This window comes from Clostridium tetani, assembly GCF_900167265.1.
Taxonomy (GTDB): Bacteria; Bacillota; Clostridia; order Clostridiales; family Clostridiaceae; genus Clostridium_G; species Clostridium_G tetani.
This window is the reverse complement of record NZ_FUWT01000011.1, coordinates 55,447-69,144: the sequence shown is the minus strand read 5'-3', so window position 1 is coordinate 69,144 and position 13,698 is coordinate 55,447. Positions and strand designations below refer to the sequence as shown.

Genomic DNA, 13,698 nt, shown 5'->3' with positions numbered 1-13,698 from the left:
TAATTCCTCCTTTTACTATTGTTGAGGCCAAATCTTAACATCTGATTCTAAAAGCCACTCATGCTCTTTTTCATTAATCCTATCTGTCCAAGGATTGTTTTCTAAATGTCTTATCATCCAACAATAATACATTGCATAACCTGGTGCAGATGTTTGAGGGTGCACTAGTCCCCCTGGAATAGTTGCTATAGAATTATCTGTAATTTTATAAGCTTCTTCTCCTATAAATGCACATCCAAACCCTTGAGGTTTATTAAATCTGTAATAATACACTTCTGGTTGTGGATGATGGTGTGGAATATAACTTGACCATTTGCCTGGATAAGTTATTACTTCTCCCATTACCATATTTGAATAGGGTGCATTTGAATAGTCAAAAACTGTTCTTACAATTCTTCTGGCTGTGTCATTCCAAACTCCATTACCAAATACATCACTTCTGCACTCTTTTGGGGAGTATAATTTACATGAAAAAACTCTAGAGTTTTCTGTTTTTTGAACCAACACTTCCGCATCAGTCAAAGCTGTAATTTTAACGTTTACACCTTTAGGTACATGTAAGCACCAAGGGTCTTCATCAAATAAAGAATTTCTTTCTATTTCCTGTTCTTTATCTTCCCATTTAATTAACACCTTACCTAAAAGTAATAAAAATGAACTTTCTTTATTTTTTTCTATAAAAAACTCTTCCTGTCCAATTTCTAATTTACATATACTTATATCCATCATCATTTCACTATGTTTTCCATTAGATTCTACTAAAATATTATGCCCTTTCTCTAGTTCTTTAAGTTTTTCAAGCATTAATTATTACCCCCTTACTACCATCTCACCATGTTCTTCTTTTTTTTCTTTTATAAATTGTTTAATTTCTTCTACTTTAGGCATAGCCTCAGAACAACTGTGACTTGCTACAAGCATAGCTGCTGAAGCACTGCCAAATTCTAATGCATCTATAACATCCCATCCTTCCATAATTCCATATATAAATGCTGAAGCATATGCGTCTCCACCACCAAAGGATTTTAATAGTTTTACTGGAAATGGTTTTATTTTATAGCTTGTACCATCATGTAAATATGCAGTTGAACCATCTTTTCCATGTTTTATTACAACAATTTTGTTTCCATATCCTATCCATCTTTCTGCTGTTTCTTTATCATTACTTTCCTCTGGACTTATAAGACCTTCCATAAGATTAAATTCTTCTCTTGAACCCATTATAACGTCACTCATTCTTGCTGCTAATGAATAATAAATAGCTATTTCTTCCTTGCAATTCCATGTATATTCTCTATAATCCAAGTCAAATATTATCCTAGTATTATGTTTTTTAGCATATTCTAATGCAACAAAAGCTGCTTCTCTTGATGGACTTTTTGATAAAGCTGTACCAGATATAACTATAGCTTTTGCACTTTTTATATAGTCCTCACTTACTTCTTTAGATGATAGCTGTAAATCTGCTATTCCTTTTCTATACATTAATATACTACTTTCTTTAGGACTTAAAATTTCTGTAAATGTAAGACCTAATTTTTCCCCGTTTTTAGCTCTATTTATTTGAGATATATCTATTCCTTCATTTTTTAAATAATTTACCACAAAATTTCCAAATTGATCATCAGATACTGTACTTAAAAAACCTACCTTTTTCCCAAGTCTTGCTAATCCAACTGCTATATTTCCTGGAGATCCTCCTAAGTATTTAGTAAAGGTTCTACTTTCCTCTAAAGGTCTATTAATCTCATTAGGATTAAAATCTATGGTTACCCTTCCAATAGGAATTACATCTAGTGGTTTTTTTTCGTCAAACTTAATATAATTCACTAAAATACCCCCTTAAAATTTATGCTTTGTTACTACTACCAAATATGTCTATATGTTTTTTTACGTTATCATAGGCTGCATTAATAACAACATCATGATAAGTAAAGTAATCAACTGAATTAGAAGTTTTAAATAATTCATTTACCTTATCTATCACACTATTAAAAGTTGCTGTGGCTACATTTATTTTGGTTATACCGTTTTTAATACAATTTTTAAACTCCTCTTTTGTAATACCTGATCCACCATGTAAAACTAAAGGCACTTCTATATTACTATTAACCTCTATTAACCTTTTGATGTCAAGATTAGGTTTCCCAACATACATACCATGAACATTTCCAATAGCTATAGCTAAAGCATCTACATTTGTCTCTTTATAAAACTTTTCCGCATCTTCTACAGTTGTTATTGATATAGTGTCATCTCCTAAACCATCTTCTTTTTTTCCAACCTTTCCAACTTCTCCTTCTACAGAAGCTCCATATTCTTTAGTTAAACTTACAACTTCTTTTGTGTTTTCAATGTTTTTACTTAAATTAAAATGAGAACCGTCATACATTACAGAAGTAAAACCTAAATCTAAAGCTTCTTTTATGGTATCAATGCTTTCGCCATGATCTAAATGTACCGCTATTGGAACAGATGATTTTTTAGCTGCTTCAATCATTACCGGTCCTATTAAGTAAAGGGGCGAATGCTTTAGTCTAGATTCCGCAATTTGAAGTATTATTGGAGATTTTAACTCCTCAGCTGCTCTTACAGCTCCAATAATGGTTTCCATGTTGGATATACTAAAAGCCCCTATTCCATACTGACCTTTTTGAGCATTTTTTAAAAGTTGTTTCATTTTTACAATCGACATGATATTTACTCCTTTTTCTCAAAACCATATTAGGAATATAAGAACTTTAACTTCTCAATTCTTTATATATACAACTGTTTATATATATTAACAATATCTTCTTTAGTAGGTTGTCGTCTAGTATTTGCAGGACTTCCACTATTTAATGCATCTTCTGCCATCTTATTTATTTCTTCATAAAATTCATTTTTTTCTATACCGTACTCCTCCAAGGTTGGTATATTAATATCTTTGCACAAACTTTCAATTTCTTTTACAAGTTTTTCTGCAGCTTCTTTATCTGATGTTTCTTCTTTACATATTTCTATTGCTTTTGCAATATCTGCAAATCTTTTTTCTTCCCCTTGAATTGCAAATTCTAAACATTTGGGTAAAAGTACTGCATTAGAAAGCCCATGTGGTACTTTAAATAAAGCTCCAATTGGTCTACTCATTCCATGAACTATAGTTACCGAAGAATTATTAAAAGCAATTCCTGCTTCTAAGGCACCTAGAGCCATTTCATTTCTAGCTTCAAAATTCTTCCCATCTTTATATGCTTTTATTAAATTATTAAAAATACGCTTTACTGCTGATAGTGCGAAGGTATCTGAAAATGAATTTGCATGTTTTGATGTATATGATTCAATGGCGTGCGTCAAAGCATCTATTCCTGTAGTTGCCGTAATGTTTTGGGGTACTGTTATAGAAAATTGCGGGTCAACTATTGCCAAAGTAGGAATTAAACTTTTTCCTTTTAGCAACATTTTTATGTTGTCTTTTGTATTTGATATGATTGTAAATTCGGTTGCTTCTGATCCTGTTCCAGCAGTGGTTGGAATTGCTACAATGCTTGGCGAGGCATTTTCTATTATTTTTCCCATGTAGTCATTTATATTTCCTAAATTTGTTATCATAGCTCCAATTGCCTTTGAAGCATCTATAGGACTTCCTCCTCCTATAGCAATTAAAAAATCACAATGAGAATTATTATATATTTCTATTCCTTTATCTACCATTACGTCTGTAGGTTCTGAATTAATTCCGTCATATATTTCATATTTTATACCAATATCATCAAGAACTTCACTGACTTTTTTAACATTACCTATTTCAATCATTATTTTATCAGTAACTATTAAAGCTTTTCCTCCTAGCTCTTTTATGTTTTTTGATGATTCCTTCAGAGCATTCTTTCCATATATAATATTTCCAGGAATATTAATTTTATATGCCATTAATCCCCCTCCATTTCAAATCAATAGTACATATTGATACATTTATGATTATATATTCCCATCTTATGGTTAACTTTTGATTACATTCTATCATTTAATTAATATTCTGTCAATAATTTATGTTCTTATTTGTATGTTATAGTTAACTGTTGGTTATGTTTCAAAACTTTGCTTGTAATGTTCATGTCATTATTATATAATTACATATGAAACTTATTTTAATGTTTTATTAGTGGAGGTTCTAATGTTAAAGGAAGATAGAATAAAAGGAATAGAAAATTATGTTATAAAACATGAGAATGTATCTATAAATACTTTATGTTCTTTATTTGATGTATCAAAAAATACTATAAGAAGAGATATTTCAGAATTAGAAAGAAAGGGAGTAATAAAAAAGATATATGGCGGTATAACCTTAAAAAATAAAACATCCACTGTTCCTTTTCAACAAAGAGAAATTAAACACAAAGAAACTAAAAAAACTATTGCTAAAGCCGCTAGTAATTTAGTGGAAAATGGTGACATAATATATATAGATTCCGGAACTACAACTATGCACATGATTCCGTTTTTATCCGATAAAAAAAATGTAAATATAATAACTAATAATGTAAATGTAATAGTAAATTCATTTCCATATAAAAATCTAAATATATTATCAACTGGAGGTTCTCTTTCTAGAAATACTAATTCTTTAATCGGAATAGAATCAATAAACTTTTTAAAAAATTATAATATATCTAAATGTTTTATGGCTTCTACAGGAGTATCTATAAAAAAAGGTGTTACTAACTCCTCTTCATTTGAATATGAAATAAAAAAAACTGTAGTAAAACAAAGTTCTAAAATTATCTTACTTGCAGATAGTTCAAAGTTAGGAGTGGCTTCTTTAATGACTTATTGTAATTTAGAAGATATAGATACATTTATTACAAATGAACCTCTTAATAATGATTATTTAGACTTTTTTAATAAAAATAATATAGAACTTATTATATCGGATAATTTATAGATTAGATATAAAAGGAGCTCTCTTGGAATGATTTTTTAATCAATGCAAAAGACAGCTCCTTTTCTATTTTAAAATTAATAACTCTTCTTTATTTATAAACTCAACTTATATAAACTGTTCCTTGCCTTGGCCTTTTATATTATCCAATTTAAAATTCTTCACTTTTATATCTAAGTTTTTAGGCATATCTATTGTTGCATAGTTTTCTGCTTCTAAGCTTTTAGCTATTATGTCTCCTTTAGTGTTTTTTGTAACCTTTATATTAACTCCACTATATACTTCTACTTCCCTACAATCTCCATCCAACATTATATCTTCACCTTTTTCTGTTTTTACTTCTATTTTTTCTATATAATTTGCTGGAAATGCATTTAAGTTAACCGATCCTTCTAATACTATTTTTTCATGAAATGATCCATGAAGTTCTACATCTTTATCTTTTAATGTATCCTTTATAGTAACTTCTCCAAAGGAACCTACCACATTTTGAAGAATTGTTGCTGTTAATACTTCTGTTTTATTAAATTTTGATAATTCTTCTAGTACAACTCTTGTTTTATTTTTATTTCTTAGTTCTAACTCATTTGCTCTAACATCTTTAAAGAAAATTCCTCTTTCTGTTCCTGATAATATTACTACTTTATCTGCTTCTACATCTTCTAATTTACATTCTCCATTTTCACCTGGATTTATAAATATTGTTCCATTTACTTTTACTTTTACTATTTCTGCATCCTTTTCTTCTATATATAGGTTTCCATTTATCGTTATATAATTAACTGTTATATCTTTTGCAGTAATTGCTGCATTTCCTTCTATATTTTGATCATATAAACCCTCTTCTTCATTCATAAGTTCTGCTACAGCTCTTATGTCCTGTACTATCTTTTCTGGTACATTATTAATTCCACCTAAAACTGTAATTTTACTTGAAGGTAAAAAGTTTTCTTTAGCTAAAGTTTCTGTTGAATCACTTAAGTTTTTTCCTGTTAAAATTACTGGTGCTGAATTTTTAGCTGCCAAAGCTGATACTGCAAGTGCATCTGCAAATTCATTTCCTGTAGAACCTGCTCCTAGAGCTACATAAGGTTTTCTAAATTCAAAATCAGATGGAAATGCCTTTGCTACAGCTACATTGGTTTCAAATCTATCATTACCATATATTCTTTTACTTCTTGGTAGTGAATTTTTTATAGAATTACTAATAGAAGCTTGTCCTCCTATTACATATGTTTTATTTGCATTGCACTTTTTTATATATTCTTTTGTTTTACTTGGAAGTTCATTTGATTTTGTAAGTATAATAGGAATCTCTCTTATAGCTCCAACTGGTGCTGCTGATAAAGCATCTGCATAATTTTCTCCTGAAGCTAATATTAGTTCTTTGGGTTGGTTATTTTTATTAACCGTCCCCAATTTTTCTGCAATTTTTATAGATGTTTCATACCTATCTTTTCCTTCTATTCTTTCTACTTTTGAATTTGTTTCAGATTTTATTTTGTTCTCTACTTCTTTTGCAACAGAGCCTTGTCCCCCTACAATATATACTCTATTAACTCCAAGTCTTTTTAATTCTTCTAAAGTATTTGAATCTAATGTATCTTTTTTTGTAAGAAGTATAGGTGCATCTTTAATTTTAGCTAATGGAGCTGCACATAATGCGTCTGCATATCCTTCACCAGAGGATAATATTACACAGTTTGCACCGTCTTTCCATCCATTTTGTGATATCTTTACTGCTGTTTCATATCTATCTTTCCCCCAAATTCTTTCACTTTTTGAGTAAGTAGCAGCTGATACTTTTGACTCTACACATACACCTGATAAAAATACTGAAATAGTTATGGTTGCAAGTAAGTTTAAAATTGTTCTTTTTTTGTTCATTTTTCTCCCCCTTTTTTTGTTATATAATTTTTATTATATTATAAGCTATGGGGACGGTTAATCAAAATTTGCATTTTCTTTTAAGAATTTTCATTAAGTTCCCATCTAAATTCTCTTTTTGTTATTCTAAGTTTTTAGTTTTATTTCTAAATTTTATTTTCAAATCTTTACTTATTTTTATTAACTGTCCCTTATTTCCTTCTTATTTCCTTTGTTGACTCCCCCATTTTTGCTTTTTAAAATTATTAACAACTTTAACGATAAAAATAGCTAATATCCCTCCAAATAAATCAATTAATACATCAGAAAATTGCCCACATCTTCCTGGTACAAATCTTTGATGTATTTCATCACTACATGCATATAAAAAAGTTATTAAAATGCTTATCCAACAGTTTTTTTCCAAATTAAAGTCCTCTTTTAAAGATACTATTAAAAGGAGAGTTAATATAAAATATTCTCCCATATGTGCTGTTTTTCTTATGATGAAATTAGCACATTCTCCTAATACACTACTCATATTTATCCCCAGACTGTTTATAACTTCTACAATAAGTCCACTTTTACCATCTGATATTTCTCCAGGATCTGATGAAAATTTAAATATTATAACCATCCATACTATTACTAAAATATATTTAAAAACTTTCTTACAATTTTTACTTATATTCATCATTATATCTCCATTCAATCTGCTTATTTTGGTATTCTTTCATTAACCGTCCCCTCTTACCCTTATCCCTTACGCCTACGAAAAAATACCAAGAGTATCCCCCTTGGTATTTTAGTTATTTTTATTAACTGTCCCTAATTTTTCCGCTAATTTTCCTGATTTTATTTCAAAGTTATATCTGCTACGTTTTTCCCACCTTGAACTGCTTGAACACTTACTTTTTTATCTTTATGTTCTGATTTTAGCTTTTTTGCATACTCATTAGCTACTTTGTCTATTTCTTCTTTTTTAGCATCTTCTTTTATTATAAGGGTAGCATATACATATTCCCCTTGTTCATATACTTGTCCATCTGAAACTATCTTTTCTTTCTTTATTTTGTTAGTTAACTTCTCATCCTCTTCTATTTTATTCTTTGGATCTTCCTTTTCTTTTACTTCTACATCTTTTTTAACACTTTCTTCTTGTTTAGTTCTATTATCTTTATTAGAAGAAGCATCTCCTTTTTTACTTGAACATCCTATTCCTGCTACAGATATTGATGCTATCATGATTAATGCAACAATTTTTTTATTAAATCCTTTAATTTTATTTTCCATATAATTTCCTCCTATTTAAAACTGTTCTCTTTATACAGAACTTATTAAGTGTACCAATACATTTGAAGTATTTAAAATATTATGAAATAATATTTATAGTACCTACATTGAAATAAATTATATTATAAACTCTAGCCTATAACCTATGCATGGTACTATATAATTCTACATCAAAGTTAGAGTTTTAAAAATAGCTTTTATAGAAAGTTAAGAAAAAGTTAACTAAGAGGTGAATATTGTGGATAATTTTAAATATATTTACGGTCCTATTCCATCTAGAAGATTGGGACTATCTTTAGGGGTAAGCCCCATCCCAAAAAAGTTTTGTAATTACTCTTGCGTATATTGTCAAATAGGTTTAACTCATAATCTTACAAATACTAGGAAGGAATTTTTTCCTTTAGAAGATATAATAAATGAGTTTAAAAAGTATATTTCTTATGATAAAAATTTTGACGTAATATCAATAGTTGGAGAAGGTGAACCTACTTTATACAGTAAACTAGGTAAACTTATAAGTTCATTAAAAAACCTTACTGATAAACCAATCGCAGTTATAACTAATACAGGACTATTATATGATAAAAATGTACAAGGAGAACTTTTAAATGCTGATATAGTTTTACCGTCCATGGATTTTTTTAATGAAGAATCCTTTAGATCTCTTCATCGACCTTATGGGAAACTAGATTTTCAACAAAGTTACGATGGTCTAGTAGAATTTTCAAAGAAATTCAAAGGACAACTATGGCTTGAGGTAATGCTTATCGAAAATATAAATAGCTCTAAAAAAGACTTATTAAAATTAAAAGAACTTATAAAAAACATAAATTATTCAAAAATATATATTAATACTGCCGTAAGACCTCCTGCTGAATCTTGGGTAAAACCTGCATCTAAAGAGACCATAGATTTTGCTGTAAGTCTTTTAGATGGAATTTCTATCGATATGCTTAGTAATGGAAACTTTATCAGTGAAATAAAAGATAATTATCAAGCTATACTAAGTATAATAAAAAGACATCCAATGAATCAACATGAGCTAAAAGGATTTTTATCAATAAGAGGAATAAATGAAGAAGAGATTCAAAATCTTTTTCTCCGATTAAAAGAAGATAATAATATAGAAATTTTAAACTATAAAGGTTTTCACACCTATAGGTTGAAATAGAAAGGATGATAAATATGACACAACCTGTAAAGAAAATTGCAGCTATTCATGATCTGTCTGGCTTTGGCAGGGCTTCTCTTGCAACTGTAATACCTATACTATCTACCATGGGTTTTCAGGTATGTCCTATGCCTACAGCTATACTTTCAACTCACACTGGTGAATTTCAGGATTATACTTTTCTAGACTTAACAAACTCCATGATAGATTTCATGAACCATTGGAGAAGTTTAAATTTAGAGTTTGATTGCATATATAGTGGATTTTTGGGATCTTCACAGCAAATAGAAATAGTATCAGAGTTTATAGACATATTTGGAAATAAAAATAACTTGAAAGTTATAGATCCTGTCATGGGTGATAATGGAAGACTTTATTCTACTATGGGTGGTAAGATGGTAGAAAATATGAGGAAACTTATCAAAAAAGCTGATATAATAACACCTAATTTTACTGAAGCTGCATACCTTTTAGATAAAAATATAGATGATGATATAAATGAGTGCACTATAAAAGATTGGCTTAGAAAGCTTGCCGATAATGGGCCTAAAATAGTAATAATAACAAGTGTACCAGATATTAATCACAACCAATGCACCAACGTAATGGCTTATAATAAAGAAGATGATATGTTCTGGAAAATAGGTTGTAAATATATTCCTGCATCTTATCCTGGTACTGGAGATATATTTACCAGTGTACTTACAGGAAGTCTTCTCCAAGGAGACAGCCTTCCTATAGCCCTAGATAGAAGTACCCAATTTATAACTACCTGCATAAAAGCGAGCTATGGATTTAAATATCCAAATAGAGAAGGTGTACTTTTAGAAAGAGTTTTAAATACTTTAAATATGCCTGTAATAATGAGTAGTTATGAAATCCTATAAAAGGAAAGCAAGGGAAAAACGAGGGACGGTTAATTAATTTAAATAAAAATCCTCATAATTGAATAAAAACACATGCTTTGGTAATAATTTTAGAAAATAATATATCAAAGGATGTGTTTTTATTGCCTAGATCTGCAAGAGTAAAAACTGATAACTCAATATTTCATATAATGGTAAGGAGTATAAGTGAAGTAAATCTTTTTCAAACTGACTTCGATAAAATACAATACTTGAATTTTGTGAAGTTTTATAAAGAAATCTTTAATTTTAAAGTCTACGCCTATTGTCTTATGAGTAACCATGGACATTTCATAATAGATGCCAATGGTGCTGATATATCAAAGATTATGCATGGTCTTAATCTAAAATATTCCCTAAATTTTAATAAAAGATATAAAAGACGTGGTCACCTTTTTCAAGATAGGTTTAAAAGCAAGATAATTGATAGTCAAAAATATTTAATTACCGCTTCTGCTTATATACATAATAATCCTATAGATATACAAAAATATTCTAAGCATCCAGAGAAATATAGATTTTCAAGCTTAGCAGTATATCTAGGACTTAAAAAAGACCCTTTTAAAATATTAGATGAAAATTATATAATGCAATTTTTAGGAAATAATTTAGAAGCAGCCCGTAAAAATTACATAAGACTTATATGTATGTCTAATGATGAAGAATCAATTAACTCTTTTAAATTCCAAAATGAAAAAACTATTTATAATAGTGAAAGAAAATCAATAATTAGAGATTGCACACCAGAAGATGTGATAAACTTCATATCAAAGCAAACTAAAACAGATAAAATAAAACTTTATATTAAAAATAATAGAAACACTATAAAACCAAGAGCCCTAGCTGTTCTTTTAATGAGAGGGTTTTGTGATTTTAGATGTGCAGATATATGTAAATCAATTGGAAACATTACTCAATCTACTGTATCTAATATGTGTAAACTGGCTATTAATGCTATTGATGAAGATAAAAATTTTAGAAATATTATAAATAATTTTGTAGAAATATACTCCACTTAGCCTCTTGATTTATATATAATTCATATATCTAATTTATTAATTTTTGTTACTTTATTACTTTCTCTAATTTAATTTATTTTCTTTTTACATAATACATATTACACTTTTAATGGACAAGCTTTTTAGCTTTTAAATTTATTTAATAACTTGTTGTTTCGTAAATATAAAAACACTTTCAAATCATCCCTTTCTCTGGATTTATTCTTACTTTCTATCTTTATAAAATTCTATTAACCGTCCCCTTTATCCAAATTCTATCCAAATTCTATTAACCGTCCCCTTTATCCCCTTTACCCTTTACCTTTCCCCCTCTTCTTTGTTCGAAAAAATTAAACCCCAAAAGCAATTCCTGCTTTTGAGGTTTAGTTTTTATTAACCGTCCCCTATTTGTCGCCTATTTGGTCACTGTTACGCTATCTGGGAACGCATTTATTTGAGCTTCTGGAACTTTAGTATTTAGAAGCATTATATCCTTAAGATTAGGTAATCCTATAGCTGGGCTAGCATCTGTAATAAAGTTATCTGCTACATCAAGAGTCTCTAAACTTTGTAATCCTGATACAGGTCCTATATTGGATACCATATTCTCTCCAATAGATAGTGTTTTTAAATTCTTCATGTTTGCTACTGCACTTATATCTGAAATATTATTCTTACCAACATAAAGTCTTGTTAAATTTTCCATACTTGCAAGTGGAGCAATACTTCCTATATTGTTTTTATGCAAATATAAATTCTTCATTCTTGTTAAATCACTTAGAGAACTTACATCACTTATATTATTTGTTCTTAGACTTAAAGTTTCTAAAGATGTTAAATTAGCTAAAGATGATAAATCAGATATTTGGTTACTATCTAAAAATAGTTCTTTAAGCTTTAACGCATTTTGTAATCCTACAGTGCTTGTTAATCCATTTTCCTTAGCTGTAACCCATTCAAGCTCTGGTAATGCCGCTAAGGCTCCTAGACTAGTCACTCCATTTTTATTTAAAGAAATTCTCTCTAGATTCTTTAAGTTTGTAACTACACTTAAATCTGTTACATTGTTTTCATTAATATTTAATGACTTTAAGTTAGTTAAATCTCTAATTGAAGCTAAATTACTTACATTATTTTTATTTATATCTAGAGATTCTAAGTTAACTAAATTCTCTATTCCCGCTAGGGATACTAATTTATTATCTCCTAGTGTAAGTCTTTCTAAATTAATTAAATTCTTAATAGGAGTTAAATCAGATACATTTGTTTCATTTATAACTAATGCTTTTAAATTAGTTAATCCTCTTAAAGGTTCAAGACTTACAACTTTAGTTTTAGTTAAATATAAATTTTCTAAGTTGTCCATAGATTTCAATGGTTCCAAATTACTTATATTATTTTTACCAGCATTTAAAACCCTTAAATCTATTAGGTTTTCTATACCTGCTAGATTCGTAACATTTTTATCCCATAAATCTAGTTGAGTTACCCTTTGCAAATCCGCCTTTTTTATTGCTCCTTTTGGTTTCTCTATTTTATCTCTTATAGCAAATTCTAAATTCTTATCTGCAAATTTAACTTCTTTATTTGGATCTACTAGTAAATCATTTAATTTCTTATTATCCAATACCATTTCCTGATTTTTAAACTTTAACCACTGAAGATTTTTAAACTTCTTAAGCTCTGCTAAATCCTCTATGCTATCGTTGTTTATATTAAGTCTCTTTAGATTTGTCATGTCTTTAAGCTTTCCTATATGTGTAACTGGATTATCATCTAAATAAAGCTTATTTACATTAGTTAATGTAAGTAGTGGTTCCACATCATCAACAGTATTATTACTTAAAATTAAATGTTCTACTTGCTTTAATTCTTCTAAATCCTCTGCATTGCCTATACCATTACTTTCTAAATTAAGTATTCTCAAGTTCTTCAAATCCTTAAGAGGCTTTGGTTGAAATACAGAGTTTTTACCTAAATCTAATTCTCTTAATTTTTCTAAACCTTTTAATCCTTCTATATTCTTAACCTTATTATCTCTTAGATTAAGCTTTTCTAAATTCTTTAGGCCGTCTAAGGCTTTTACATCTGTTATTTTGTTTTTATATAGGGTTAGTTCTTTTAAATACTTCAAACCACTTAAAGATCCTAAATCTTTTATCTCATTATTACTTAAATCTAAACTTTGAAGATTTTCAAAAAACTCTAATCCTGAAATATCTTTTATATTTTTACTTTTTAAATTAAGCTTGGTTACCATTTTAAAATCGTTTTTAGTAAGAGTCGCATCAGGCTCTTTATTGGTAGCCTCTCTTATAGCAATATCTAAATTTTTATCTGGGAATTTTATATTGTTTTCATTTAAACTTGCCAAAGCAAAAACTTTTCCCACTCCACCTTTACTTAAAGCCTTATCTTCATTAGGATAAGAAGCTAAAACAGAAAAACTAAGAGCACAAGTTAAAGCTACAGCAGTTATTATAGTAATTTTTTTCTTATTCATATGCTTTCTGGTATTTAACCAGTTTCACCTCCGTTAGTTAA

12 protein-coding genes are annotated in these 13,698 nt (G+C 28.7%); 4 read left to right on the top strand and 8 right to left on the bottom strand.

The features are described from left to right. Positions 1 to 15: 15 nt before the first annotated feature. From B5D21_RS09410 to B5D21_RS09395, 4 genes are all read right to left on the bottom strand, one after another. The gene (locus B5D21_RS09410; protein ID WP_011098801.1) at positions 16 to 804 is read right to left on the bottom strand and encodes a 5-deoxy-glucuronate isomerase; all 789 of its coding nucleotides are present in this window, start codon (positions 802 to 804) and stop codon (positions 16 to 18) included. A gap of 6 nt (positions 805 to 810) precedes the next feature. After that, positions 811 to 1,830, bottom strand: a complete 1,020-nt coding sequence (gene iolC, locus B5D21_RS09405; protein ID WP_011098800.1) for a 5-dehydro-2-deoxygluconokinase — start codon at positions 1,828 to 1,830, stop codon at positions 811 to 813. Between the two features lie 19 nt (positions 1,831 to 1,849). Next, entirely contained in the window at positions 1,850 to 2,695 is an 846-nt protein-coding gene (locus B5D21_RS09400) for a class II fructose-bisphosphate aldolase (protein WP_011098799.1), read from the bottom strand. 62 nt (positions 2,696 to 2,757) lie between these two features. Further along, positions 2,758 to 3,912 (bottom strand): iron-containing alcohol dehydrogenase, encoded by a 1,155-nt coding sequence (locus tag B5D21_RS09395; protein WP_011098798.1) that lies wholly within the window; start codon positions 3,910 to 3,912, stop codon positions 2,758 to 2,760. A gap of 244 nt (positions 3,913 to 4,156) precedes the next feature. Between B5D21_RS09395 and B5D21_RS09390 the strand changes: the two genes are divergently transcribed. Further along, positions 4,157 to 4,924 (top strand): DeoR/GlpR family DNA-binding transcription regulator, encoded by a 768-nt coding sequence (locus B5D21_RS09390; protein WP_035124718.1) that lies wholly within the window; start codon positions 4,157 to 4,159, stop codon positions 4,922 to 4,924. 105 nt (positions 4,925 to 5,029) lie between these two features. Here the strand turns inward: B5D21_RS09390 and B5D21_RS09385 are convergent, their stop codons facing one another. The 3 genes from B5D21_RS09385 to B5D21_RS09375 form a co-directional block, all read right to left on the bottom strand. Continuing rightward, complete coding sequence (locus B5D21_RS09385; protein ID WP_011098796.1) at positions 5,030 to 6,808, bottom strand: cell wall-binding repeat-containing protein; 1,779 nt, start codon at positions 6,806 to 6,808, stop codon at positions 5,030 to 5,032. A 202-nt stretch (positions 6,809 to 7,010) separates the two neighbouring features. Beyond that, positions 7,011 to 7,499, bottom strand: a complete 489-nt coding sequence (locus B5D21_RS09380) for a VanZ family protein (RefSeq protein ID WP_317723870.1) — start codon at positions 7,497 to 7,499, stop codon at positions 7,011 to 7,013. Positions 7,500 to 7,642: 143 nt separating this feature from the next. Then, the gene (locus B5D21_RS09375; protein ID WP_011098795.1) at positions 7,643 to 8,080 is read right to left on the bottom strand and encodes a hypothetical protein; all 438 of its coding nucleotides are present in this window, start codon (positions 8,078 to 8,080) and stop codon (positions 7,643 to 7,645) included. Between the two features lie 238 nt (positions 8,081 to 8,318). On the opposite strand from B5D21_RS09375, the gene B5D21_RS09370 reads away from it, so the two are divergent. From B5D21_RS09370 to B5D21_RS09360, 3 genes are all read left to right on the top strand, one after another. Further along, positions 8,319 to 9,251 (top strand): radical SAM protein, encoded by a 933-nt coding sequence (locus B5D21_RS09370; RefSeq protein WP_035124714.1) that lies wholly within the window; start codon positions 8,319 to 8,321, stop codon positions 9,249 to 9,251. 14 nt (positions 9,252 to 9,265) lie between these two features. Further along, positions 9,266 to 10,138, top strand: coding sequence for a pyridoxamine kinase (locus B5D21_RS09365; protein WP_035124711.1), 873 nt, complete (start codon positions 9,266 to 9,268; stop codon positions 10,136 to 10,138). Positions 10,139 to 10,251: 113 nt separating this feature from the next. Continuing rightward, a complete protein-coding gene (locus B5D21_RS09360) occupies positions 10,252 to 11,175 on the top strand; it encodes a transposase (protein WP_035111241.1) in 924 nt (307 codons plus the stop codon). A gap of 394 nt (positions 11,176 to 11,569) precedes the next feature. Here the strand turns inward: B5D21_RS09360 and B5D21_RS09355 are convergent, their stop codons facing one another. Next, positions 11,570 to 13,657, bottom strand: a complete 2,088-nt coding sequence (locus tag B5D21_RS09355; RefSeq protein ID WP_011098791.1) for a leucine-rich repeat domain-containing protein — start codon at positions 13,655 to 13,657, stop codon at positions 11,570 to 11,572. Positions 13,658 to 13,698: the final 41 nt, after the last annotated feature.